The organism is Mesorhizobium sp. B283B1A (genome assembly GCF_020165735.1).
GTDB classification, from domain to species: Bacteria; Pseudomonadota; Alphaproteobacteria; order Rhizobiales; family Rhizobiaceae; genus Mesorhizobium; species Mesorhizobium opportunistum.
The window spans coordinates 17,761-43,063 of record NZ_JAIUIQ010000033.1 but is presented as its reverse complement, the minus strand read 5'-3'; the positions used below and the strand labels follow the sequence as shown (position 1 = coordinate 43,063).

The window sequence follows — 25,303 nt, the reverse complement described above, 5'->3', positions numbered from 1 at the left end:
TGCTATCGTCGGCGTCCTACGCCGTCACCTTGTCTTGGCCGTTCTGGCCTCGGGATCGCAATAGATGCCGTAGAGCGTTTGCAGGATTCGCTCGACTTTAGACGAAGCCAGCCGGTAGTAGACCTGCTGGGCATCACGCCTTGTGTCCACAAGTTTGAGCGCTCGCAATTTTGAAAGCTGCTGCGAGAGCGCTGACTGGTTCATATCGACCAGCTCGGCCAATTCGTTGACGCTAGTCTCGCCATCGAGCAGATGGCACAGGATCATCAGGCGCTTCTCGTTGGCCATGGCCGCGAGCAACTCGGACGCTTCCCGCGCCATCTTGCCCAATTCGATAATTTTTATATTGCGCATATGAACACATTATCATATTAAGAGTTACAAATAATAATAGTTTGGCGCCAGCGCCTGTCAAGCCAGCGGATCGATGGGAACGGCAATCCGGTCCAAGCAGCCTTATTGATCCGCATCAAGTCGCAGCCGATCGCAATGGCGCAGACCGCAATGGCGCAGACTGGGCAACGCTGCCCGTGAGCCTTGGAGACCGAAAACGTCGGCATCGCTGCAAGCGACACCGCAAAGGAGGAAAGAGCATGGCGCATATTGTCGTCCTGGGTGCCGGACTGGGAGGCACCATCATGGCCTACGAGCTTCGCGATGAACTGGCAAAGGAACACAAGGTTTCGGTCGTTAACAACGGCAGCCACTATTCTTTCGTGCCGTCCAATCCCTGGGTTGCCGTCGGCTGGCGCGACAGGGAGGCGGTCGAAGTCGACCTCGCTCCGGTCCTGGCACGCCGCGGCATCGGGTTTCATCCGCAAGGGGCGCGGCGCATTCACCCGGCCGAACGGTCCATCGAACTCAATGACGGGGGCAGGATCCCCTACGACTATCTTGTGATCGCCACGGGCCCCGAACTCGCCTTCGACGAGATCGAAGGCCTCGGGCCGGAGCACAACACGCAATCGGTCTGCCACATCGATCACGCCCTCAAGGCCAAGGCGGCCTTCGACGCGCTCGTCGCCAGGCCGGGTCCAGTCGTCATCGGCGCGGTCCAAGGCGCGTCCTGTTTCGGGCCGGCCTACGAATTCGCCTTCATCCTCGACAAGGCGCTGCGCGACGCCAAGGTGCGCGATCGCGTTCCCATGACCTTCGTCACCTCGGAACCCTATATCGGCCATCTCGGCCTCGACGGCGTCGGCGACACCAAAGCCCTGCTCGAGAGCGAGATGCGCCAGCATCACATCAAGTGGATATGCAACGCCAAGGTGGACAAGGTCGATCTGGGCAAGATGTTCGTCCAGGAGATCGCCGACGACGGTTTGGTCAGGCAGGCGCATGAATTGCCGTATGTCTATGCGATGCTGCTGCCGGCATTCCGCGGGGTGGCGGCGGTGCGCGGCATCGAGGGCCTCACCAACCCGCGTGGCTTCATCCTTGTCGACAAGCACCAGCGCAACCCTGCCTTCCCCGAGATATTCGCGGTCGGCGTCTGTGTCGCTATCTCGCCGGTCGGCAAGACGCCGGTTCCGGTTGGTGTGCCGAAGACCGGCTTCATGATCGAATCCATGGTGACGGCGACGGCCCGCAACATTGGCCGGCTGGTGAAGGGGGAAGAGCCCGACGCCCAGGGCACGTGGAATGCAGTCTGCCTAGCCGACTTCGGCGATTCCGGCGTCGCCTTCGTGGCGCAGCCGCAAATCCCGCCCCGCAACGTCAACTGGTCGTCTTCCGGCAAATGGGTGCACACCGCCAAGGTCGGCTTCGAGAAGTATTTCCTGCACAAGATAAGAGCCGGAAAGTCCGAACCCTTCTATGAGCGCCTCGCGCTGCAGGTGCTGGGTATCGACAAGCTCAAGCAGATCAAGATCGAGGCGTCCGCGGATGCGCCGGCTGCCTGACCGGGACGAGCCGGCACCGCCGGCCTTTCCCCGGATGGCGACTGGGGGGCACATGAACGTCCGCAGCCGCCAGCGGCAAATTCGATGGCGACGCCTCTTGCAGCCAACGATAACATTCATATATTTAGATATGATCATATACAAATGGAGGTGATGATGTCACTCGATCGTTCCGTTCTTGCGTTTGCCGGCATCATGGTGCTGCTGTCGGTCGCGCTGACTGCCTGGGTTTCGCCGCTGTTTGTCTGGCTGACGGTCTTCGTTGGGCTCAACATGCTGCAGTCGGTGTTCACCGGCTTCTGCCCCGCGGCCATCGTCTTCAAGAAACTCGGCGTCAAGCCGGGATGCGCGTTCTAGGACCATTGGAATGCGTACGCTTCTTTTGTTCGCCGCGTTGCTGGCGGCCTCTCCGGCGCTGGCCGGCACGCTCACGCTCGCACCGACAACGGTGACCGAATGGAAGGCGGTCTATGGCGGTGTCGAAGCGCGCGACACTGTTCCGGCACGGGCACGCGTCGGCGGCCTCGTCGTCGACCTGGCCATTACCGAGGGCGAGCCGGTCAAGGCCGGCCAGAAGATCGCCACCGTCCAGGACGACAAGATCGCCTTTCAGGTTGCGGCGCTGGACGCGCAGCTTCGCGCCCTGCAGGCACAACTGGAAACGGCGCAGTCCGAACTGACCCGCGGCCAGACTCTGGTCGACAAGGGCGTGATGACCGCGCAACGTCTCGATCAGCTCCGCACCGAGGTCGACGTCGCGCGCAACCAGCTTGCCGCGACCGAGGCCCAGCGTTCGGTGATCATCCAGCAGGCTGCCGAAGGCGATGTCTTTGCCCCCGGCGACGGTCGCGTGCTGACCGTGCCGGTCACACGCGGTGCAGTGATCATGGCCGGTGAAGTGGTGGCGACCATCGGCGGCGGCGGCGTGTTCCTGCGGCTGGCCGTTCCGGAGCGGTATGCGGCGACACTGAGGCAGGGCGCCGCTATCCGCATCAATGCCAGCGGCAAGGAGTCAGCCGGCCGCCTCGCCAAGATCTATCCGCAGATCGAAAATGGCCGCGTCATCGCCGACGTCGAGGTCGACAATCTCGATACAGATTTCATCGGCGCCCGGGTGCTGGTCGAACTGCCGGTCGCCGAGCGTTCCGCGCTGCTGGTCCCGACTTCGGCGATAGCGACCCGCTCCGGGATCGATTTCGTCCGCGTCACTGCGGCCGGCGTGGAGACCGAGCGGGCGGTAGTGCCTGGTGAACGGATGACGCGAGCCGACGGCGATTATGTCGAGATCCTGACCGGTCTTGCGCCTGGCGATGTCGTGATCACGCCATGAAAGGTCCTGCCAGCTTCGGTATTGCGGGTGGGCTGACCCGAGCTTTCATCGGGTCGCCGCTCACGCCGCTGTTCCTGGTTGCTGCGTTTGCCTTCGGGCTGGTGGCGCTGCTCACGTTGCCGCGCGAGGAGGAACCGCAGATTTCGGTGCCGATGGTCGATATCTTCGTGCGCGCCGACGGCCTGAAGGCCGACGATGCCGTCAAGCTGGTCACCGAACCGCTGGAGACGATCGTCAAGGGTATAGACGGTGTCGAGCACGTCTATTCGCAAACCCGCGACGACCAGGTGATGGTCACCGCGCGCTTTGTCGTCGGTACGTCGTCGGACGCAGCGGTGCTGCGCGTCCACGACAATGTCCGCGCAAATATGGAGCGCATTCCCATCGGCGTGCCCGAGCCGCTCATCATCGGACGCGGCATCGACGATGTCGCCATCGTCACGCTGACGTTGTCGCCAAAGCCTGAGGCGGCCGGACGTCTGACGGCGAACGATCTCACCCGCATCGCGCGCGAACTGCGCACCGAGATCGCCAAGATCGACAATGTCGGCCTGACCTATCTGGTCGGCGACACCGGCGAGATCATACGCGTCGACCCCAGCCCGGAAAAGCTCGCCCTCTACGGTGTGACCTTGCAGCAGCTTGCGGCAAAGGTCTCTGGCGCAAACAAGGCCTTTCCGGCGGGACGGGTGCGCGATGCGGGCGAACAGATCGACATCGTCGCCGGCGAGACGCTGGGCTCGCCGGACCAGATCGGCAATCTGCTGCTGACCTCGCGGGACAACCGCCCGGTCTATGTCCGCGACGTTGCCGACGTCGCCTTCGCGACCGACACCGGCGACGTGCTTGTTTCGACACTCGCAAAGTCCGCAACGGGCGTGACGCGGGTGCCGTCGGTAACCGTCGCCATTGCAAAACGCGCAGGCTCCAACGCGGTGTCGGTCGCCGAGGCGATCCTGCGCCGGGTCGAGATGCTGAAGGGCAGCCTGATCCCCGCCGACCTGTCGGTCGAGGTTACGCGCGACTATGGCGAGACGGCGAACGAAAAAGCCAACGAGCTCCTCTATCATCTCGGCCTGGCGACGATTTCGATCATCGTGCTGGTCTGGATCGCCATCGGCCTCCGCGAGGCCATGGTGGTGGCGATCGTCATCCCAGTCACCATCCTGCTCACGTTGTTTGCCTCGCGCGTCATGGGCTATACGCTGAACCGCGTCTCGCTGTTCGCGCTGATCTTTTCCATCGGCATCCTAGTCGACGACGCGATCGTGGTGATCGAGAATATCTCCCGGCACTGGGCCATGGGCGACGGTCGCGACCGCCGGCAAGCGGCGATCGAGGCGGTGGCGGAAGTCGGCAATCCGACCATCGTCGCCACCTTGACCGTGATTGCCGCGCTGCTGCCGATGCTGTTCGTCTCGGGAATGATGGGCCCGTATATGAGCCCGATCCCGGCTAATGCATCGGCGGCAATGATCTTCTCTTTCTTCGTCGCGGTGATGGTGACGCCGTGGCTGATGCTGAAGATCGTCGGACGGGCGCCGGTGCATGCCGATGTAGGCCACGCCGGCGGCGGCATGCTGGGCCGCGTCTACACTGCGGTTGCCAGGCCCATACTGTCGTCAAAGACGGCCAGTTGGACATTTCTGCTTGCCGTCGGTGTGCTGACGCTTGGCGCGCTCGCGCTTTTCTACACCGAGCATGTCACGGTCAAGCTACTGCCCTTCGACAACAAGTCCGAACTCTCGGTGACCATCGATCTGCCGGAAGGGTGCTCTGTCGAGGCGACCGATCAGGTAGCGCAGGCGGTCGCCGGCAAGGTTCTCGAACTCGGCGAAGTCAGGTCGGCCCAGACGCATGCCGGAACCCCGGCGCCATTCAACTTCAACGGTCTTGTCAGGCACTCCTTTCTGCGCAGCGCGCCGCAGCAGGGCGATGTCGCGATCAACCTCTCGCCGAAGTCGGAACGCAGCCATTCCAGCCACGACATCGCGCTGGACATTCGCCGCCGCATCGCCTCGATCGCCGTTCCCGCGGGCACCAGCCTGAAGGTCGTCGAGCCGCCGCCGGGACCACCCGTCATGGCGACATTGCTGGCCGAGATCTACGGGCCAGGCGGCGAGACGCGCCGTATGGTTGCGGCCAAGGTCGAGGCGGCCTTTCGTTCGGTGCCGTTCATCGTGGATGTCGACAATTCCTGGGGACAGCCGGCGCGCCGGCTGCGCACCACGGTTTCTACCGACAATGCTGAGTTCTTCCATGTCGAGGAGAGCGACGTGTTCGATACGATCGCCATCCTCAACGGCGGCAAGACCGTCGGCTATTCGCATCGCGGCGGCGGCCGCCAGCCGATCCCGATCCGCATCGAGCGGAAGAAGGGCGAGAGGACGCTCGACGAGCGCTTCCTGACCACGCCCATTCCGGCGAATGTACTGCCTGGCGACCGCGGCGTCGTCGAGTTGGGCGACGTCGTGCGCGTGGCGCCGGAACGCGCCTCTTTCCCGGTGTTCCGGCACAATGGCCGCGCCGTCGAAATGGTGACAGCCGAACTTGCCGGCAGCTTCGAAGCGCCGCTGTACGGCATGCTCGCGGTCAGCAAGGCCATCGACGCTCAGGACTGGACCGGCCTGCAGAAACCCGCAATCTCGCTGCGCGGCCAGCCGGAGGATGAGAGCCGGGCGACGCTTCTGTGGGACGGCGAATGGGAAGTCACCTGGGTGACCTTCCGCGACATGGGCGCAGCCTTCGGCGTCGCGCTGCTTGGCATCTACATCCTGGTCGTCGCCCAGTTCGGCTCGTTCAAGGTACCGCTGGTGATCCTGACGCCGATCCCCCTGACCTTCATCGGCATCCTCGGCGGACACTGGCTGTTCGGTGCGCCGTTTACCGCTACCTCGATGATAGGCTTCATCGCGCTGGCCGGCATCATCGTGCGCAATTCGATCCTGCTGGTCGACTTCATCCGGCACGCGGCATCCCCGGGCAGGCCCTTGGGCGAGATCCTGATCGAGGCCGGCGCGATCAGGTTCAAGCCGATCCTGCTGACGGCACTTGCCGCCATGATCGGCGCGGCCGTGATCCTGGCCGATCCGATCTTCCAGGGGCTCGCCATCTCGCTGCTGTTCGGCCTGGCCTCCTCGACGCTGCTGACGGTGCTGGTCATCCCCGCGATCTACCGGGTGCTGCGCACGTGAACCCGCGCGGTATTTCTCCCGTACGATGTGCCCGAAATGCGCCAAAGGCTATGGCACCAATTACGTCCTCGGTGTCGTGCCGGTAGCCCAAGGTTTCTGGGGGAATAGAGCGCTGGCTTCGAACCAGGTGCCGCGTTGCCCTCTGACAATTTCAAGGGCGTTATCGAGCTTGCCGATTGCAGCAGACTTGCCTGTCGCTTCAATGAATTCGATTGCAGCGCTGACCTTTGGCCCCATGGAGCCGGCCGGAAAAGTCCTCCCCGATAGCTCCTTGGGGCTCACGCTCCGGAGTGCCCGAGCGGCTGCTGTTCCGTAGTCGGCATAGACGGCGTCGACATCCGTCAGCATCAGCAGCATGTCCGCCTTCAACTCGCGAGCGAGAAGCGAGCTTGCCAGATCCTTGTCGATGACCGCTTCCACACCGCAAAGACTGCCGTCGTCACGGGCTATTACTGGAACCCCGCCGCCGCCGGTGCAGATGACGATCACGCCGCGCTCGACCAGGAACGAGATCACCGATGCTTCCAGGATCACCAGCGGCTTGGGCGAAGGCACGACGCGGCGCCATTTGTCGCCATCGGGCGCTATCTGCCAGCCTCGCTCATTGGCAAGCCTATGTGCGGTTGCCTCATCGTAGACCGGACCGATCGGCTTCGTCGGATGAACGAAAGCCGGATCGTGCGGGTCCACTGTCACCTGTGTCAGCAGGGTCGCGAACAGCCTTCGCTTGAGGAGGTTGCCGAGTTCCTGCTCGATCACATATCCGATCATGCCGGCGCTCTCGGCCCCGAGCACGTCGAGTGGAAACGCCCCGTCGCCCGGGTTGGCAGCCGCCTGGAGCGCGAGCAGGCCCACTTGCGGGCCGTTGCCGTGCGTAACTACAACCGAGTGTCCTTCGCCGATGAGTTCCGCGAGCACGGATGCGGCGCGTTTGATGTTGGCGCGCTGATTCTCCGCCGTCATCGGTTCTCCTCGGCGCAGCAGTGCGTTTCCGCCGAGCGCAACGACGATAAGCATCTCAGTTGCCGATCGTGGCGACGAGCAGCGCCTTGATCGTGTGCATCCGGTTTTCGGCTTGGTCAAAGACGATCGACGCAGCCGATTCGAACACCTCGTCGGTGACCTCCATGCAATCGATGCCATATTCCTTCGCGATGAATGCGCCGATCTCGGTATCGGTGTCGTGGAATGCCGGAAGGCAATGCATGAATTTGACATGGGGATTGCCGGCGGCAGCCATCACCTCGCTGGTGACGCGGTAGGGCGCCAAAAGCCGGATGCGCTCGGCCCAGGCCGATTTGTCCTCGCCCATCGACATCCACACGTCGGTGTAGATGAAATCTGCCTCCTGGACGCAGGCCGTCACATTCTCGTCGAGCCGGAAACGGCCACCGCTGCGTTGAGCCAGGTTCCGGACATGGGCGCAGAATTCCTCGTCTGGCCAAAGTTCCTTCGGCGAAGCGATGCGCATGTCGATACCGACCTTGGCTGCGCCTAGTGCCAGCGACAACGCGACATTGTCCCGGCCTTCACCGACGAAGGTGACTGTCATGTCCGAAAGATGCTTGTGCGTGTATTCGCGCATGGTCATGAGGTCGGCGAGGATCTGCGTCGGATGCGCTTCGTCGGTGAGGCCGTTGTAGACGGGCACGCCGGCATGCGCGGCAAGCAATTCAGCCTGGTGCTGGCCAAAGCCGCGATATTCGATCGCGTCATACATGCGGCCGAGCACACGCGCTGTATCCTTCATGGATTCTTTGTGGCCAATATGGCTGCCGCTGGGGCCAAAGTAAGTGACGTGCGCGCCCTGGTCGTAGGCCGCGACTTCGAAACCCGTGCGCGTGCGCGTCGAATCCTTCTCGAAGATCAGGGCTATGTTTTTCCTGACCAGACGCGGTATCTCGTGACCGGCGAGCTTGGCCGCCTTGAGATCGGCGGCCAGCTTGAGAAGAAAGCGGATTTCCTCGGCGCTGAGATCGTCCAGCGTCAGGACGGAGCGGCCGTGAAGATTGGTCGACATGGAGAATTCCTTTCAGGTATCAAATCGCGTCGCGAGCGATCGGACAGGTCATACAATGGCCGCCGCCGCGGCCGCGGCTGAGTTCAGCCCCCTCGACGGTGATCACTTCGACACCTGCGTGGCGCAAAAGCGTGTTGGTGTAGACGTTGCGGTCGTAGCCGATGACCACGCCGGGCCCGACCGCAACGACATTGTTGCCATCGTCCCATTGTTCGCGCTCGGCCTCGTAGCGGTCGCCACCGGTGGCGATGATGCGCAGCGTTTTCAGCCCAAGGGCTTCGGCAACAACAGCCGTGAATGGTTTTGCCTCATCGGTGATGTCGACCGCCGCCTCGCCATCGCCAGGACGCAGCGAGAAGGTGCGCAACCGGTCGACCACCGGCGGATACAAGGTCACAAGATCGCGATCGCAGAAGGTGAAGACGGTGTCGAGATGCATGAAACTGCGGTCGCGCGGCATCAAGGCGGCAATCACGCGTGTCGCCTCGCCGGCTGCAAACAGCTTGCGGGCCAGATCGCCAACGGCTTGCGGCGTGGTGCGCTCCCCCATGCCGACGAGAACAGTCCCGCTACCAATAGGCATAACGTCGCCGCCTTCAAGGCTGGTGCCGGTCCCCAGGTCCGGCGACACGAAAGGAATACCGCTGTCGCGAAAGCGAGGATGGAAGCGGTAGACAGCCTCGACATTGGCCGCTTCGGGGCGCCGCGCCACCCAATACATGGAATTGACGGAGACGGAGCCGTAGATCCAGCAGGAACTGTCGCGGGTGAACAGCTGGTTCGGCAATGGCGGCAGCACAAAATCCTGGGGGGCGAGCGTCATTCCCGTCAGGCCCTTGGGCTCGAAAGGAAGCTCCGCCCGGGCAATGCCCCCGACAAGGTAGGAGGCAAGCAACTCTGACGGCATTTCATCGAGCCATCCGCGCAGTTCGTCGACCATGTCGAGCCCGACGACGCCGGGATGGACCCGACGATCGAGAAGCCATTCACGGGCCTCGACCAGGCCGAGCGTCTCGGCCAGTAGTCTCCCGAACGAATGCACCAGCACGCCCCGCTCACGCAACGCATCGACGAAAACATCATGCTCCTGACGTGCCTTCTTGACCCAAAGGACATCGTCGAAGAGCAGCGCCTTACAGTTCTCCGGTGTCAGCCTTTGCAGGCTGAGGTCGGGGCGGTGGACGAGCACCTCGCGGAGTCGACCGACTTCAGAAAAAGCGCCAAGCTTGGTCGTGGTAATAGGTGCGTTCATAGTGGGCTAATGCTCCCGTTCCAGATGAGGTAGGCTGCGGCGACACCGGCGGCGACCAGGGCCACGGCAAGCAATCCCTCGATGAATGTGAAGCTCTTCTCGTCGGCCTCGCGGCGCGCCCAGACGTAGAAGATAATGCCCGGGGCATAGAGCATCGCGGCCATGAAGAGGTATGTCGGGCCGGCCGCGTAAACGAGCCACAGCCCGTAGACCGTCGCCAGCAGTCCGGCGAACAGAGGACCGACGCGTTGCTCGCCGCTGCCATAACTCTCTCCGGTCAACGCGAGCTTGGCCGCGTAGGCTCCGGAAAATATGTAAGGCACCAAGATTGCGGCCGATGCGATGTAGAACAGCGCCTGGTAGGTGCTTTGCGCGAAGAGCGTGATGACCAGGAATGCCTGGACGAGCAGGTTGGTGATCAACAGCGAAGTCGACGGCACGCCGCGTTCGTTCTCTGTGCCGAAGAAATTCGGCATCGTGCCGTCCTTGGCGGCGGCATGCGGAATTTCGGCGGCAAGCAGCGTCCAGCTCAGGAAGGCGCCGACCACCGACACGACAAGCGCGATGTTGATGAGGATGGCGCCCCAAGGCCCGACAACCGCCTCCAGCACGCCGGCCATCGAGGGGTTCTTCAGCGCGGCGAGCTCAGGCTGGCTCAGGATGCCGAGCGACAGCAACGACACCAGCGCATAGAGCGCGAGGCAAGTGACGAAGCCGAGAACTGTCGCCGTGGCGATATCCTTGCGGCGCTCGGCACGGCCGGAATATACGCTGGCGCCTTCGATGCCGATGAACACCCACAGCGTCACCAGCATCGTGCTCTTCACTTGCGCGGTGATCGAGCCGAGACTGGCGTTGCCCAGACCGGTGAAGTCGAGCGACCAGACCTGAAGTTTGAAGGCGACGGCAACAACCCCGACGAACAGGACGATCGGAGCGATCTTTGCCACCGTGACGATCAGGTTTATGACCGCGGCCTGACGGATGCCGGCAAGAATCAAGCTGTGAATCAGCCACAGCAGGATCGATGCGCCGAGCACGGCCTGCCAGGTGTTTCCGTCACCGAAGGCTGGGAAGAAGTACGACAGGGCGCTGAATACGATCACTGCATAGGAGACATTGCCGACCCAGGCGCTGATCCAATAGCCCCAGGCGCTGTTGAAACCGATGAAAGGACCGAAGCCGGCCTTGGCGTAGGCGTAGGGTCCAGCGTCGAGTTCGGGTTTGCGGGTGGCAAGCGATTGATAGACGAAGACGAGCGCCAGCATGCCGGCCGCAGTGATCGCCCAGCCAATGAGGATGGCCAAGGGACCAGCACCTGCCGCCATGTTCTGCGGCAGGCTGAACACTCCGGAGCCGACCATCGAGCCGATCACCAGTGCGGTCAGGGAACCCAATCGAAGTTTTGACGGCAACGCGGTCGCGACTTTCCGAACAGGAATGTTGATGTCCGCCGTAGTCATGATGCTCTCCCAAATTGAGGCGATGGGAGGCAATAGACAGGAGTTCCGCACTGCCAACTTTGATGCGGGTCAAACAAGAGGTAATTTCCAAAGCTGTGCGTTGAGGTCACGCATCGCGCTCAACCAGCGATCGTTTGATCGTCATCAACGTCGACACGAACTCGGCACTCCATTGTCGGTTCGTTCAACCGGGCGAGCGTGGCCCGCTCACAAGAAGAGATGCAACCATGAACAACAATATTTTGAGGCAGGACATCATCGATGAACTGGAGTTCCAGCCAAGCATCGACGCGGCCAACATTGGCGTCGCCGTGGACAACGGCGTGGTCACGCTGACCGGCCATGTGTCGACCTATGCGCAAAAGGCGACCGCGGAAGAGGCGGTACGCCGCGTCAAGGGTGTGAAGGGTATCGCGCAGGAAATCGAAGTCCGGCCTGCCGGCAGCAATCTGACTGCCGACGACGAAATTGCCAAGCGCGCTCTGCACTCGATCAGCTGGAATACGGTCGTGCCGGATGGCGCCGTACAGGTGCGGGTCCAGAATGGCTGGGTGACGCTCACCGGCAAGGTGGAGTGGCAGTACCAGAGATCGGCAGCGTTTGCCGCCATCCGATATCTGGCAGGCGTGCTCGGGGTTCACAACAGCATCGAGGTGCTGCCGCACGCAACGGCATCGGATGTGAAAAAACGCATCGAGGACGCGTTGAAACGCAGCGCCGAAGTCGAGTCGAGAGCGATAGAAGTCAACGTATCCGACGGCAAGGTCACGTTGAAGGGTAGGGTCAACAGCTGGGCCGAACGTCGCACAACCGAGCGCGCCGCCTGGGCTGTGCCCGGAGTGCGTATGGTCGAAGACCGCATTACAATCGCCTGATGCATCGGAACTTCAAAAGGGAAGCCGATCATGATCCCGCTTCCCTTGTCCCTCGCTCCACTCAGGAGCGTGTCATGAGCGCGATGGCGCTCGAAAAGGTCGGACGCCGAATCGACAGGCTCGATTTCGCACCTGGGTCGGGTGAGATCAGGCTCACGCGATATCGGCCGGCTCTGCCTTGCGCTTTTGCCCTGTAACCATGGCTCTAACCAGGTTTTCGCGATGGCGAAAGCTTGCCAGCACGACACCGCCGATGTGGAGTAAAATAAGCAGCAACAAGCCGTGCGCGGCGAGGCTGTGCGCCGCTTCGACCCACGACACGCCGAAAAAGGCGTCCGTGGTCATCAGCCATCCGGTAAGGGCGGTTAAAGCCATGGCTGCGATCAGCACGATCACCATCGCCCCACCTGCCGGATTGTGGCCGATATAGCGGGCCTCGCGACCACTCAGTATCGCCAACAGGTATTGCACCACCGTCGCTGGGTCGCGCAGAAATTGCGTGAAGCGCGCATAGGGCGTCCCGATGACACCCCACAAAAGCCGCATCGATACGAGGGCGGCCGCGACATAGCCCGCCCAATGGTGGATGTCCTCCGAAGAATGAGAAGTGAGCCAAGCCGTTACGAAGCTTAGCACCAGCGCCCAGTGGAAGCTGCGCACGACCCGGTCCCAGACGCGCACCATCTCCGGAGATGGATGCGCGTCCGCGGCCGAAATGATCCGATCAGTTTTCACCGGCTTCGGCATTGTCGAGCTTTTCAAGGGTCTCGGCATTGTAGGCCAGGTTCACCTTCTTGCCGGCCTTGTCCACCGCGTAGACTTCATAGCAGCCTTTCTCCACCTTGATCTGGCGGACGGTGAGACCTTCGCCGGTCAATTGCGTCTCGAGCGTTGCCTTGGGCTTGAACTGTGATTTCGGGGCGGTGCTGCAGCTGCCGCCGGCGGCGAGGGCTGGCCCCGCAACGACGCCAGCGAGAGCGGCGATAATGAGTGTGCGATACATGATGGCTCCATTCGGGAGTTTGGGCGCAGATGTCGCGCCTGCTGGGTTTCGATCGGTTCTGTCAGACGGCGATTTCACCGTCATTGGTGCGAAATAATCAATTCAAGCTGACAACTGGCTGACAGTTGTATCGGCGCCGCCGATCGACCTTGCAGAAGCCGGTTTGATCTGGCGCAAGGACGGCGTGCGGCTATACGGGCAGGATCGCGGTCGGGATGGGAAGCGTTTTTGCTGCTGTTCTGGAGGAGATCGCAATGAAAGCCATATTGAGGAGTGCAGCGCTCGGACTCGCTGCCGCAATGCTCATGGCCGGCAATGCCGGCGCCGTCCAGGCAGCCGCGCTTGTTCAAGTCTCCCTGTGGGACAAGGGCGCCAGCACGGAGATGCCGATGGGTCTTGCCTATGCGGCGCCGGGGCTCGATCTCGCCAAGGCGACCATGGGCATCAAGGCCTTGCCCGGTGCGGTGAAGGCCGGGGAGGTCACATTCAAAGTGAGGAATGACTCCAAGGACACCGTTCACGAAATGATCGTGATGTACCTTGCCGATCCCAGCAAGCCGCTTCCTTACGTTGAGGCCGAGAACCGGGTCGACGAAGACAAAGCCGGCGACAAGGGCGAAGTTTCGGAGCTCGATCCTGGCAAATCAGGCACTTTGACCGTCGAACTGAAAGCTGGAAAATACCTGCTCATCTGCAACGTGCCAGGTCACTATGGCGCCGGCATGTGGGCCGAATTCACCGTCGATCCGTAACCCTGCGGGATCCAGGTCGCGTAGGTCTTATCGTTGATGCCAGCGACCATGCCGAACTTGACGGACCGTCTTAAGCCTCGCGATCATCGAGAATGCGAACCGGGCTTGGTGCGCAGACAGATCATCAGGCGATGTTGCGTCAGCTCAGTTTTGCGTTTTCACCCTTGATCATGCTCCGACCAGATTTTTCGCGAAGCGAGGGGCCTACCGTGCGAACCTATCCGACAAATAGCGCACGGAAACGATGACGCAACGGAGCGACCGTGAGGCGGTTTAGCCACGTCTGATGAAGGTGCGGCCTCATCCTTGGTCGCCTGCCTCCGCTGTCAGCGCGTTGTCAGCTTGGCTGTTCTAGCCGGGTGCCGCGACCATCAATGATTCGCCAAACACGCGTTTGTGGGGGTCGCCGCAAGCGATCAGGAGCCTTTCGAACATGCAACCTTTCAAGACCGGACTGGTCCTCGTTCTTCTAGCCGTGTCGGCACCCGCCTCCGCCAACACGATCGTAAACGTCAAGCTGTGGGACAAGGGAGGCGTCGCGAACCCCGACGCAAAGATGGGAATGGGCATGCCCGCAAACATGAGCATGGCGACGATGAGGATCAAGCTGGATCAAACCGTCGTGCCTGCGGGCAAGGTGACCTTCGAGGTTCAAAACAGCTCCAAGGACGCAGTCCACGAGATGATTGTGGTGCCGGTGACCGATGTCAAAAAGACTGCGCTGCCCTATGTGGCAAATGAAAATCGCGTCAATGAGGATGCGGCGGGCCATCTCGGCGAGGTCTCTGAACTTGATCCGGGCAAAACCGGATCGCTGACGCTCGACCTCAAGCCCGGAAACTATGCTGTCTTTTGCAACATTCCCGGCCATTTCATGAACGGAATGTGGGCGACAATCCTGGTCAAATAGGCCGTGGTTTGATGAGGCACCCGCCGCGCCAAAGGCGCGGCGGTTTTTTTGATTTCGTATACGTCGTTGTCCCGATCAGAATCGAACTCGAGCGACCCGCCTATAGGCAGCCATCAGGGCCGCTCGACCCTTGCCACCTGGTAGGTGTGCATTGCGCCGTTGCGCGCAATCGACACATATTCACCGGTGACGAACCGTTCCTCGCCGAGATGAAAACCTATTTCGTCGTCGCGATCGCCTTCGGCATAGTCGAAATACCATTGCCCGCCGGGCTTGCGCCTCAGTCTTCCGACCAGATCTTCCTCACCGGTACGAAACCGGCGAACACGGCAAGAGCCCTTGTGCGATTTCCACTCTTCCGCATCGAGCCGGCCTTCGCCGGTCAATGGAGCGAGCATGTCATAGCCTTCTTCGCGGTCGCCTGCCGGATGACCCTTCTCGCGGGCGAGCAGCAACCGGACATTGCGGAAATTCGGGGTGAGGTCTTTCAGACTGGGCATGGCAAACTCCTTCACGGAGTTTCATGGAGCGGTTTTAGGGCGCGGCCCTTGATCCGCGTCAAACAAGACTGCGGGAGCAGCACTTCTATCCAGAACCGAGTAACAAGAAGGTGCAGATGCCCAGGGTCGCGGCGACCAGGGTTGCGGCAGCGAGTGGCAACCAGAATCTGACCGGACCGGCAAATACTGCGAACGACAGGCGGCCGAGCGCGTTTGCGGCCAGCGCCACCAGCACGGCCTGGCTCACCGTCCCGATTGGGACCGAATGCTTGATCAGTCGCAAGGCACTGAGCACCGAGACGTCAACATCGAAAGTGCCTGCCAGCGCCGAGGTACCCAGCAAGCCGCGGCCGCCGAATTGAGCTGCCAACGCAGCGCTTGCGGTCGCGACAACCGCAAACAGCAGGGCGAACAGCAGCAGCGGACCCAACTCGAATGGGTTGCGCGCGATAGCGCTGCCTTCATTATTTCCGCTGTCATGCGCGAGCAGTAATGCTCCGCAGATAGCGAAGGCGAGCGCCGCGGCAATCGCCGGAATGCCGGCCGAAGAGAACACGCTTGGCTCGATGATCAGGACCACGGCACAAACGCGGAGCACCGAAACCATGGCAGCAAGCGAAGCGGCTCCGGCAAGCGGCAGGGGGTTGCTTGCCGACATCGCGTTGCGGGCAAGCGCCATGGTTACGGCGGTGGAAGAAACGATCGCACCGGAGAGCGAACTGACCAGCAGACCACGCGTGGTTCCCAATAGGCGAACGGCGACATAGCCGGCGAATGATATCGAGGCCATCAGCACCGTCAGGAACCAGACCTCCCACGGATTGAAACCGCCCCACGGGTCCATCGTCCGGTTTGGCAGCAAGGGCAAGACGATGGCCGTCATCACTGCCAATATGAGCGCGGAACGAAGTTCCACCCAGGTCAGTCGCTTCAAAAGACCGTGCAGGATCTCGCGGCTGGCCAGGATTGCCGCCAATGCCGCGCCACCGGCGGCAGCGGCCCGATAATCGCCGGCGACGGAAAGTGACCCAAGGGCAAAGACGCCTAGGCCCGCGATCACGCTCGTCACGCTGAAATCTTGGTCATGGGCAGCCTCGCGCGCCTTGTACAAGGCGAAGATTGCCGCAAAGGCGATGAAGCCGCCGACCAGCACCGACACCGAGCCTAGTGCACTCGCCAGCGCCGCGAGCACGCCACCAAGCAGGCCGGAAATGCCGAATGTCCGGATGCCAGCTGTGCGACTGCGATCGGGCGCATCCCGCTCCTGCCAACCACGCTCCAGGCCGACAAGAAGCCCAATTGCGAGCGCCAGTCCAAGCCGGGCGATGAGCGGATCCATTGGCGCGACGACTTCAGGCGGTGACCGTTGGCAGACGGTCACGTACCCACCTGACAATCTGGCCTGCCGTCATTGCGCCGGATGTGCGCGCGACTTCGCGCCCGCCATGGAACAGGATCATGGTCGGGATGCCACGGATGCCGAGCCTGGCCGCGACAGCCTGCTCATTGTCGGAATTGAGTTTGATCAGGCGAACATGGGGCTCCAGTTCACTTGCCGCCGCTTCATAGGCCGGTGCCATCATCTTGCAGGGGCCGCACCAGGGTGCCCAGATGTCGACGACAACGGGCAGGCTGCTGCGCGCGATCTGATGATCGAAACCAGCGGCGTCGACATCTTCGGGATGCCCCGAAAACAGCCTGGTCCCGCACCTTCCGCATTTTGCCTCACTGGCATTGCGAGCGGGTGGCAGGCGGTTGACCCCACCGCATTTGCTGCAAACCACCAGATTTTGCTGTGCCATGGCCATTCACCGATTTTGTTCTCGATCACTATGCGCGCCGCAGATGCCCGTCGCCAAGGGTGCGCAACGCGTTCAGGATAACCGCCACGTCGATCCCTTCCTGAAGCAGCGCTCCGGCAACCGGCGTGATCTGCCCCATGGCCGCTGCGATCATTGCCAGCCCGGACAACGCCAGCCCGGCGATGATGCTCTGCAAGGCGATCGATCGCGTTCGCCGTGCAATCCGGACTGCATCGGCGACGGGCTGCAGCCTGTCGGTCAGCACGATGACGTCCGCCGCCTCGGAGGCGGCGGTGGCACCCCGTGCGCCCATGGCGACACCGACCGTTGCCGCCGCAAGCGCAGGGGCATCGTTGATGCCGTCGCCGACCATCATTGTGGGCGCCTGCGCTTTCTCGGCCTCGACCGCGGCGACCTTTTCGGCAGGGGTCGCGTCGGCGACGACGACATCGAGGGCGAGCAAGCGTGAAATCCGCTCGGCCGCCACGCCGTCGTCGCCCGTGAGCATAATCATGCGCTTGATGCCCGCCTTGCGTAGCTTGCCGATTGTGTCGCGCGCGTCAACGCGCAGGGCATCCCCGAACGTAAAAATCCCGGCAAGCTCTCCACCGACGGCGACAAAAACCCTAAGCACCGGATTGTCGCGGTATTTTTCTTCGCCGCTTTTCGCCCAGCCGGGCAGCGGCTGGTCGGCGAGCACGAGAGCCCGCGATCCTGCGGCAATAGACATGTTTTCGACCCGGCCCTTCAGGCCCGCGCCGCGATGCTCGCTGACATCATGCGGATGCGAAAGCATCAGCTGTCTGCCGCGCGCCGCCCGGACGACGGAGTCGGCGAGCACATGGTGCGAGGCCTGCTCCAGGGATGCGAGCAGCTGCAGCAGATGGTTGGCGTCACGGCCGGGTGCAGCTTCTATTTCGATGAGCTCGGCGCCGCCGATGGTCAAGGTCCCCGTCTTGTCGAAGATCGCGGTTCGGACTTGCGCAAGCGCCTCCAACGCCGTGCTGCCTTTCATCAGGATGCCAGCACGCGCGGCGCGCGAGACGCCACCGATGAAGGCAACGGGCGCGGCGAGGATGAGCGGGCAGGGCGTTGCGACAACCAACACCGCAAGCGCTCTGATTGGGTCGCCGGAAACATACCAGGCGACACCGGAAACCAGCAATGTGACCGGCAGAAGGAACAGGGCAAAGCGGTCGGCCATGCGAATGAACGGGGATTTAGCGGTCTGCGCTGCAGCGACCATGCGCACGATCGCCGCATAAGTGCTTTGTTCCGCGAGGGCAGAAGCCCGCATGTTGAAGGTCTCGCCGGCATTGACGGTGCCGCTGTGCAGCATATCGCCTGCGCTGCGCCGTTCCGGCAGGGGTTCTCCGCTCACCGCCGACTCGTCGAGAGAGGCCGAAGCATCGAGCAGAATGCCGTCAACAGGAAGCAGTTCGCCGGCACGAACCAACAGCTCATCACCGACAGCTACGTCTTCGACAGAGATGCTCTCTGTCCCTCGGGTTGACGTCCGATGGGCGACACGCGGCGATCGGTCGGTCAATGCCTTGAGGTTCCGTTCGGCGCGGCCGCGAGCGAAATCCTCAAGCACTGTGCCGCCGGCATACATGATCGCGACCACCACTGCCGCGAGGGGTTGTCCAAGCAGCAGCGCGGCGGACATTGACACCAGCGCAATCGCATCGACACCGAAGCGGCCTATCCAGAAATCACGCAGGATAGAGATGGCGAGAGCCGCCACCACGGGCAAGGTCGCCACCGTCCAGATCGTGTTGGCTTCAAGCGGGCCGAGCCCGATTCGCCACGCTCCAATCCCTATAGCGAGACCCAGGATGGCAATGACCAGCAATGCGCGTCGCAAGGTGGACTCGTTCATGCGATGCCTTTCGATTTGATCGATGCTCGCCAATCTTCGCCAGCGCTGACGGGGCGCGTCGAACTCGCGCAACAGCTAATAGCGAGAACCGGAGAACGCTTTGATCCAACGCAACGAACGGGCAAGATCGACGGGCGATCATCGCTACGAACAAGAGGGCATGAGGGTGACGATCCGAAATCTCGAACATGCGTTCACCCCAAAGTCCGTTGCCGTGTTCGGGGCATCGGAGCGCGACGGCTCTGTCGGCCGCGTCGTCTTCGACAATATCGTCAGCGGCGGCTTCGAGGGCGAGATCTGGCCGGTCAATCCGAAATATTCGCAAGTGGCCGGTCGGCAATGCTATGCCAAGGCGGCCGATCTTCCGGGTGTTCCAGACCTTGGTGTCATCGTGACGCCGCCTGGGACAGTCCCCGCCATCGTGCGCGACCTTGCTGAAAAGGGCACGCGGGCGGCGGTTGTCATCACCGCCGGGTTGACGCACGAAAACGGTCTGCGCCAGGCGATGCTCGATGCGGCCAAGCCCACTGTTTTCCGCATCATTGGGCCGAACACGGTCGGTCTGATGATCCCGCCATTACGGCTCGATGCCGGATTTGCGCATATGGCCGCCAGACCCGGCAACATCGCACTGCTGTCGCAATCAGGCGCCATCGCCACGTCGCTGATCGATTGGGCGGCTGACAACCATGTCGGTTTCTCGCAGATCGTCTCTCTGGGCGACATGGCGGATGTCGACGTGGGAGATTGTCTGGACATGCTGGCGGGCGACATCCACACACGCGCCATCGTAATGTATCTCGAAACCATTCCCAACCCGCGCAAGTTCATCTCGGCCGCCCGTGCGGCGGCACGCATCAAGCCGGTGATCGCGATCAAGTCTGGCCGGCACGAGCAATCGGCCAAAGCGGCTGCGACCCATACCGGCGCGCTGTCGGGGGCGGATCGTGTCGTCGATGCGGCCTTGCAGCGCGCTGGCATACTGCGCGTCAAAGGCCTCACCGAGTTGTTCGATGCGGTTGAAACGACCGCTCGTTTCGTTCCGCTAGAACGAGCCCGTGTCGGCATCGTCACCAATGGCGGCGGCGCCGGCGTGCTTGCCGTGGATCAACTCATCGAAGGCAACGGGGAACTGGCCGAACTGTCGCCGGAAACGATCGCCCGCCTGAATGCCGTCCTGCCGAGCACCTGGTCCCACGCCAATCCGATCGACATTATCGGCGATGCCCCGCCAGAGCGCTATCGGGTCGCGACCGAGGCCGTGGCGGCCGATGCTGGAACCGACGTCGTCCTGGTCATGAACTGCCCGACCGGGCTCGGCTCGCCGCTTGGCGCGGCAAGCGCGGTGGCGGCGCTCGCGCAGGACGGCAAGATCGGCGGCAAACCGATCCTGACCTGCTGGCTTGGCGAACACACGGCTCGCGAAGGGCGGCGTGTTCTTCAGGATGCCGGTATTGCAAGCTTCGAAACGCCCTCCGATGCCGCAACGGCCGTCTCCTACCTGAGCGAATGGTCGCGGGCTCAGCGGGCATTGATGCGCACGCCGTCGAGTCGCAGCGAGGACGCTGGAAGCGGCCGAGAAGCCGTGCTTGCCATATTCAGGCAGGTCGCAAAAGGCGGCCGGCGAATGCTGACCGAGCCCGAAGCCAAGGCGGCGATTTCCGCCTACGGCATTCCGGTGCCCGAGACGATCGTCGCCAGATCTCCTGTCGAAGTGGAAGCGGCTGCTGGCCGGCTCCTCAAGACGTCCGCGCAGGCCGTCGTCAAGTTGTTGTCCAAGGCGATCTCGCACAAGTCGGACATTGGCGGGGTGGTGCTTGGCATTGCTAGCTCTGCCGCCGCCGGGGAGGCCGCACGCTCAATCGAGGCGCGTGTGCTCAGCCACGCTCCGCAAGTCGATATTGAAGGGTATGCCGTTCAGCCCATGGTGGTGCGGAAACAGGCGCAGGAACTCATCCTCGGCATGAGCCGCGATCCGATTTTCGGCCCGGTCATCCTGTTTGGAGCCGGTGGCGTTGCGGTCGAGGTGATGGACGATACCGCGATCGGGTTGCCGCCGCTCGACGACGTTCTTTCCGATGACCTGATCAGGCAAACGCGGATCGGCCGCCTGCTCGCCGGGTTCCGCGATCGCGAGCCGGCGGACAGGCAATCGATCATTGCAGCACTCACCGGCCTGTCGCAGATGATCATCGACTTTCCGTGCCTGGTTTCGTTGGACATCAATCCGCTGCTGGCCGACGCCGAGGGCGTGATTGCGCTTGACGCCCGCATCGAGATCGAACCGGAACGGGTGGAAGCGGCCGGGCCGAACCCGGCACTTGCCATCAGGCCTTATCCGTCGGGTTGGGAGAAGACGTTTTCAGTGGGCGACACCCACTACAGCATCCGCCCGATCAAGCCGGCCGACATCGCGCTCTATCCCGAATTCCTTGCCAGGATTTCGCCTGACGATTTGCGCCTGCGTTTTCTGTCGCCGCGCAAAAGCTTCTCCGACCAGATGTTGAAGCGGCTCACCCAGCTCGACTACGATCGCAACATGGCCTTCGTCGCGCTGGAGACACGCACTGGCGCTTTGGCGGGCATCAGCCGTCTATCCTGCGATCCCGACCACGTCAGCGCGGAATACGCATTGCTGGTTCGGACGGACTTACAGGGGCAGGGCCTGGGTTGGGAGTTGCTCAGCCAGATCGTCGACTATGCAAAGGCCGATGGGATCCGCCGCATCCAGGGCATCGTGCTTAGTGAAAACAGCAAGATGCTGGCAATGTGCCGTGAATTCGGCTTCTCCATCATGCATCTTCCGAACGAGCCCGGCCTTGTCGAGGCCAAGCTCGAACTCTGTTGAGGCGATCATCCGCAACAGTCAGGAGGCCGTGCGCAGGGTCTGCGAAGCATCGCGCTCGCAACATCTCCTCAACTCCGCGACGATGTCGACGAGCTTTCGATCGGACTCGGTCTTGCGCCAGGTGGCCTGGCTGACATTTCGCTGCAATTGACGCGACAGGATATCCCCCGTGGCGTCCGAGGGGCCGCCCTTGCGTTCACTGACCCGCTGCCAAAGGACGAGTGGATCCGCCTCCAGCCAGAAACCGGAGAATGGGATGCCCCGGTCGCGTGCCGCCTTTTCAATTCGCTCACGATCGGCCGGTCTGTCGAAAACCGCATCAGCTACAACCGAGCCACCCTCGGAGAGGATCAGGCCGGCGCGCCATGCCATTTCGTTGTAGACCCGTTCGGAGACCTCAGGTCGATAGGCCTTGTTCGGCAGCCGCGTTTCGGCCGGCACGCCATGCATCGCTTTGCGGATGCGGTCGCTTTCGACAATGCGGGCGCCGGGCGGTGCACCGATCTGGGCGGCGAGCGCCTCGGCAATGGTCGTCTTGCCGGAGCCACTCAGGCCACCAATCGCAACGACTAGCGGAGGCGTTTCTTGGAGCAATGCTTGGGCCAGGTCGAAATAGGATCTGGCTTCGGCAGCCAATTTGTCGCTACCGGCACCGCTTTGCTCGACCTGGGTCGCTGTGACGTGGGCGCGCACGGCAGCCCGCACCGCCATGAAAAAGGGCAGCAGGATGAAACCGTCCTCATCGTCGGCTTCGTCGAGATAGCGGTTCATCACAAGATTGGCGAGCTCCGGAAACCCCTGGTGCCAAAGGTCCATCAGCAGGAAGGCAAGGTCGTACAAAACGTCGATGCTGGCGATCTGGTCGTTGAATTCGATACAATCGAAGAGGCGGGGCTCGCCGTCGAAAAGGCAGATGTTGCGCAGGTGCAGGTCGCCATGGCACCGGCGAATCTTGCCTGCGGCTTCGCGGCGGTCGAGCAGTCCGGAGTGGCGGACGAGGGCGGTGCGGAAGGCCTTTGCAAGGGTCTTGACCTCCGGTTTCGTGAAAATGTGGCTGGTGGCAAAGGCGGCCTCGTTGATGTCGAGCACGCCAGCCATGTTGGACGACCCGCTGCCATTGTGGATTGTCGGCGCGGCACGGTGGTATCCGACGATCATGCGCGCAACCGCGGTCATCAGCACCTGCGTCAATTCTCCCGCGGCAGCCATGCGATCAAGAAGCTTGGATTGGTCGAAGCGGACCATCTCGATCACCGCGTCGACCATCTGGCCAGCGCCGTCAAAAGCCAATTTGCCATCCGCCTCGCGTGTGACGCGCCGCACTCCCAGATAGAGGCCGGGTGCGGTTTTCGAGTTGAGTTCCACCTCTTTTTCGCAAGCGGCCAGCCTCAGCGTCGGCGTCGAGAAATCGACATAGGGCAGCTTGACCGCCCGTTTCATCTTATAGGCGCGTTGGCCAACCAGGAAGATGAGTGAAATGTGGGTCTCGATCCCCTCGACGGGTCCGGTTGCGCCATACGAGGCAGGATCGAGCAGAAACGCGGCAGCGGCTTGCTGGTCGTCAACAATCATGTCCGGCCTCTTCGACGCCTTGTCGCGCGGAGACCGACTGCGCCTTCTGCTTCATTGCTGCAGCGTCTCGACATAACCGGCCAGATCATGGATACGCTCCCTGGTGACGATTTCGCCGGCGTTAGGGCCATATTTCGTCACCTCGCCAGGCAGGAACTGGTTGCCCCACACCGGCATATCGCGATCGCCATGCGCGGGCACCATGCCGCGGCCATCGATCATGGCAAAGACGCGCCAGTAAGGGAATTCGCCGCCATTGCGCCTGGAGAGGCGCGTCAGGTCGCTCGGCCGCTTCAACAGTTCGTCGCCCAACGGTCCATCCCCCTTGCCATCCGGGCCATGGCAGACGGCGCATGAGTTCATGTATTCCGCCTTGCCGTCACCGAGTTCCTGGGCACTGGCTGCGTCAAAAACCAATCCTGCCAGAGCCGCCGCGATCAGGAATCTCATGTGTGTTTCCTCGATTGATTGGCTGAAATCTACCGCCTCGCTTTGGCAGCGCGTTGATGCGGATCAATGCCGCCGCGGTCACGGTGTTTGATTCAACTCAATGAACGCGCTGGCCGTCCTCGCTAGTGACTGAAAACCACGACTGACCCTTCAATCGAAATCAGGAGTTGCCGCCGTGACATTCAAGACACTGCTTACGGTTACCGGACCGAACCAGGGCGAGGGCGATCTGAAGCTCGCCGCCAACCTTTGCGAACAGGTCGGTGCCCATCTCTCCGTGCTCGTGCTCGAACTGGCATCACCGCCCTCGGGCGGCGAGTATGCCGCTGTCGTCTCGCCTGCCTGGCTTGAGGAACGGCAGGCCGAGTTGAAAAGGCTCGAGAAACGAATTGCGAACGTCGCCGGGTTTCTCGCCCAGAGCGCCGTGTCTGCTGATCTGAGTGACGACTATCCCGACATGGGATGGGCAGACGACGTCATCGGAAGGCGTGCCCGCTACGCCGACCTGACCATTCTGGGACCGGATCTGCTGGCAAGCCATGCGCTGAGGGACAAAGTCATCGAGGGAACACTGTTTTCATCGGGAAAGCCCATTCTGCTTGTTCCCGAGGGCTCGCGCCCGACGCTGAAGGCGAAACGCATCCTCGTTGCATGGGACGCCCGTCTTGAGTCATCGCGCGCCGTCCGCGAGTCGCTCGACATGCTGAAAGGCGCCGAAGATGTGCGCCTTGTCATCGTCGATCCCATTGAAAATGAGTTCCATCATGGTGAGGAGCCAGGTGCAGACGCCGCGGCCTATCTTGCCCGGCACGGCGTGAAGGTTACGGTCGACCGGCTGCCGAGCGCGAACCATTCGGTTGCCGACGTGCTTAGCCAGCATGCTGTCGATGTTGCTGCAGAGTTGATGGTGATGGGCGCCTATGGTCACTCCCGGTTGCGCGAACGCATTTTCGGAGGTGTCACCAAGTCAATGCTTGCGGGTCAGTCGTTGCCGGTCTTGATGGCGCGATAGCAATTCAACGGGAGGAGAAAAGGACCGGTGCAGATTGCGCCGGCCCTTTTCGTCACTCGCAAGACTTGATGGGCCGACTACTCGCTCGCTTCCCGTCCGGATACCTGCTCGATCAGGATACGAAAGAAAACATGCGGTGCACTGTCGGCCGTGGGGGGAATGACGGGCTTGAGTGAGCCCGGCTCCCACCAGTCGGAGTGCTTGCTCAACACCGACCAGGCATGGTCCCGCTGGAGCTTGTGGCCGATCCGGTCAGGCAATTCTTCATATCGGCCGTCAACAACGACGCTTTTCCATCCGCGGCCCTGGCCATGTTCGTCGACTTGGATGCACACCAGCGGATTGGCGCGCATCCAATCGATCTTCTTGCCCGGCATTGAGAACGCGTAAAGATGGGCATCCGCATGGGCGTAGTGAATGGGCACGACGTAGGGCTGCTTATCCCTTGCGCATGCCAGGCGGCCAACGCGATTGGCCGTCAGGATTTTCGTGCATTCCAAGGCAGAAAGCGTGCGGATCAGCATGACGTGACCTCCT

The 25,303-nt window shown here is 62.2% G+C and carries 23 protein-coding genes; 9 read left to right on the top strand and 14 right to left on the bottom strand.

The window, feature by feature from the left end; translation table 11 throughout:
• Window positions 1–24 precede the first annotated feature (24 nt).
• The gene (locus tag LB577_RS24195) at window positions 25–354 is read right to left on the bottom strand and encodes an ArsR/SmtB family transcription factor (RefSeq protein ID WP_224689193.1); all 330 of its coding nucleotides are present in this window, start codon (window positions 352–354) and stop codon (window positions 25–27) included.
• A 239-nt stretch (window positions 355–593) separates the two neighbouring features.
• On the opposite strand from LB577_RS24195, the gene LB577_RS24190 reads away from it, so the two are divergent.
• The 4 genes from LB577_RS24190 to LB577_RS24175 all read left to right on the top strand — a co-directional run bounded on the left by LB577_RS24190 (window position 594) and on the right by LB577_RS24175 (window position 6,425).
• On the top strand, window positions 594–1,901 hold the full coding sequence (locus LB577_RS24190) for an NAD(P)/FAD-dependent oxidoreductase (protein WP_224689192.1): 1,308 nt from the start codon (window positions 594–596) through the stop codon (window positions 1,899–1,901).
• A gap of 156 nt (window positions 1,902–2,057) precedes the next feature.
• Window positions 2,058–2,258: a DUF2892 domain-containing protein gene (locus LB577_RS24185; protein ID WP_023765238.1), complete on the top strand. Its 201-nt coding sequence runs from the start codon at window positions 2,058–2,060 to the stop codon at window positions 2,256–2,258.
• Window positions 2,259–2,268: 10 nt separating this feature from the next.
• Window positions 2,269–3,231, top strand: a complete 963-nt coding sequence (locus LB577_RS24180; protein ID WP_224689191.1) for an efflux RND transporter periplasmic adaptor subunit — start codon at window positions 2,269–2,271, stop codon at window positions 3,229–3,231.
• Complete coding sequence (locus LB577_RS24175; RefSeq protein WP_224689190.1) at window positions 3,228–6,425, top strand: efflux RND transporter permease subunit; 3,198 nt, start codon at window positions 3,228–3,230, stop codon at window positions 6,423–6,425. The genes LB577_RS24180 and LB577_RS24175 overlap by 4 nt, the downstream gene beginning before the upstream one ends.
• A 60-nt stretch (window positions 6,426–6,485) precedes the next feature.
• Here the strand turns inward: LB577_RS24175 and arcC are convergent, their stop codons facing one another.
• Genes arcC through arcD form a run of 4 tightly spaced genes read right to left on the bottom strand, consistent with a single transcriptional unit; the run spans window position 6,486 to window position 11,160 of the window.
• Window positions 6,486–7,442 (bottom strand): carbamate kinase, encoded by a 957-nt coding sequence (gene arcC, locus LB577_RS24170; RefSeq protein ID WP_224689189.1) that lies wholly within the window; start codon window positions 7,440–7,442, stop codon window positions 6,486–6,488.
• Window position 7,443: 1 nt separating this feature from the next.
• Window positions 7,444–8,445 (bottom strand): ornithine carbamoyltransferase, encoded by a 1,002-nt coding sequence (gene argF, locus LB577_RS24165; protein WP_023779522.1) that lies wholly within the window; start codon window positions 8,443–8,445, stop codon window positions 7,444–7,446.
• Between the two features lie 19 nt (window positions 8,446–8,464).
• Window positions 8,465–9,697, bottom strand: coding sequence for an arginine deiminase (locus LB577_RS24160; protein ID WP_224689188.1), 1,233 nt, complete (start codon window positions 9,695–9,697; stop codon window positions 8,465–8,467).
• Complete coding sequence (arcD, locus tag LB577_RS24155) at window positions 9,694–11,160, bottom strand: arginine-ornithine antiporter (protein WP_224689186.1); 1,467 nt, start codon at window positions 11,158–11,160, stop codon at window positions 9,694–9,696. The genes LB577_RS24160 and arcD overlap by 4 nt, the downstream gene beginning before the upstream one ends.
• 227 nt (window positions 11,161–11,387) lie before the next feature.
• Here arcD and LB577_RS24150 point away from each other — a divergent pair, with 227 nt between their 5' ends.
• Window positions 11,388–12,035 (top strand): BON domain-containing protein, encoded by a 648-nt coding sequence (locus LB577_RS24150; protein WP_224689185.1) that lies wholly within the window; start codon window positions 11,388–11,390, stop codon window positions 12,033–12,035.
• Window positions 12,036–12,188: 153 nt separating this feature from the next.
• Here LB577_RS24150 and LB577_RS24145 read toward each other — a convergent pair whose 3' ends face one another.
• Window positions 12,189–12,782 (bottom strand): cytochrome b/b6 domain-containing protein, encoded by a 594-nt coding sequence (locus LB577_RS24145; protein WP_318013556.1) that lies wholly within the window; start codon window positions 12,780–12,782, stop codon window positions 12,189–12,191.
• Window positions 12,760–13,038, bottom strand: a complete 279-nt coding sequence (locus tag LB577_RS24140) for a PepSY domain-containing protein (protein ID WP_023765247.1) — start codon at window positions 13,036–13,038, stop codon at window positions 12,760–12,762. The genes LB577_RS24145 and LB577_RS24140 overlap by 23 nt, the downstream gene beginning before the upstream one ends.
• Before the next feature lie 254 nt (window positions 13,039–13,292).
• Here LB577_RS24140 and LB577_RS24135 point away from each other — a divergent pair, with 254 nt between their 5' ends.
• Both LB577_RS24135 and LB577_RS24130 read left to right on the top strand, forming a co-directional pair.
• A complete protein-coding gene (locus tag LB577_RS24135) occupies window positions 13,293–13,790 on the top strand; it encodes a sulfocyanin-like copper-binding protein (protein ID WP_224689183.1) in 498 nt (165 codons plus the stop codon).
• Window positions 13,791–14,223: 433 nt separating this feature from the next.
• Window positions 14,224–14,700 (top strand): plastocyanin/azurin family copper-binding protein, encoded by a 477-nt coding sequence (locus LB577_RS24130; RefSeq protein WP_140572579.1) that lies wholly within the window; start codon window positions 14,224–14,226, stop codon window positions 14,698–14,700.
• 113 nt (window positions 14,701–14,813) lie between these two features.
• On the opposite strand, the gene LB577_RS24125 is transcribed toward LB577_RS24130, so the two are convergent.
• The 4 genes from LB577_RS24125 to LB577_RS24110 all read right to left on the bottom strand — a co-directional run bounded on the left by LB577_RS24125 (window position 14,814) and on the right by LB577_RS24110 (window position 18,884).
• Window positions 14,814–15,200, bottom strand: a complete 387-nt coding sequence (locus LB577_RS24125; protein WP_224689182.1) for a hypothetical protein — start codon at window positions 15,198–15,200, stop codon at window positions 14,814–14,816.
• A gap of 85 nt (window positions 15,201–15,285) precedes the next feature.
• Complete coding sequence (locus LB577_RS24120; RefSeq protein WP_224689181.1) at window positions 15,286–16,539, bottom strand: MgtC/SapB family protein; 1,254 nt, start codon at window positions 16,537–16,539, stop codon at window positions 15,286–15,288.
• Between the two features lie 13 nt (window positions 16,540–16,552).
• The gene (trxC, locus tag LB577_RS24115) at window positions 16,553–17,002 is read right to left on the bottom strand and encodes a thioredoxin TrxC (protein WP_023765252.1); all 450 of its coding nucleotides are present in this window, start codon (window positions 17,000–17,002) and stop codon (window positions 16,553–16,555) included.
• Between the two features lie 28 nt (window positions 17,003–17,030).
• Window positions 17,031–18,884 (bottom strand): heavy metal translocating P-type ATPase, encoded by a 1,854-nt coding sequence (locus LB577_RS24110; protein ID WP_224689216.1) that lies wholly within the window; start codon window positions 18,882–18,884, stop codon window positions 17,031–17,033.
• Window positions 18,885–19,050: 166 nt separating this feature from the next.
• On the opposite strand from LB577_RS24110, the gene LB577_RS24105 reads away from it, so the two are divergent.
• Window positions 19,051–21,732 carry a bifunctional acetate--CoA ligase family protein/GNAT family N-acetyltransferase gene (locus LB577_RS24105; protein WP_224689215.1) on the top strand — a complete coding sequence of 894 codons (2,682 nt, stop codon included), beginning with the start codon at window positions 19,051–19,053 and terminating at the stop codon, window positions 21,730–21,732.
• Between the two features lie 18 nt (window positions 21,733–21,750).
• Here LB577_RS24105 and LB577_RS24100 read toward each other — a convergent pair whose 3' ends face one another.
• Window positions 21,751–23,304, bottom strand: a complete 1,554-nt coding sequence (locus tag LB577_RS24100; RefSeq protein ID WP_224689180.1) for an AAA family ATPase — start codon at window positions 23,302–23,304, stop codon at window positions 21,751–21,753.
• Window positions 23,305–23,355: 51 nt separating this feature from the next.
• Window positions 23,356–23,754 carry a c-type cytochrome gene (locus LB577_RS24095; protein ID WP_224689179.1) on the bottom strand — a complete coding sequence of 133 codons (399 nt, stop codon included), beginning with the start codon at window positions 23,752–23,754 and terminating at the stop codon, window positions 23,356–23,358.
• 175 nt (window positions 23,755–23,929) lie between these two features.
• Between LB577_RS24095 and LB577_RS24090 the strand changes: the two genes are divergently transcribed.
• Window positions 23,930–24,766 carry a universal stress protein gene (locus tag LB577_RS24090; protein WP_224689178.1) on the top strand — a complete coding sequence of 279 codons (837 nt, stop codon included), beginning with the start codon at window positions 23,930–23,932 and terminating at the stop codon, window positions 24,764–24,766.
• A gap of 77 nt (window positions 24,767–24,843) precedes the next feature.
• Here the strand turns inward: LB577_RS24090 and LB577_RS24085 are convergent, their stop codons facing one another.
• Complete coding sequence (locus tag LB577_RS24085) at window positions 24,844–25,290, bottom strand: pyridoxamine 5'-phosphate oxidase family protein (protein ID WP_224689177.1); 447 nt, start codon at window positions 25,288–25,290, stop codon at window positions 24,844–24,846.
• Window positions 25,291–25,303 lie beyond the last annotated feature (13 nt).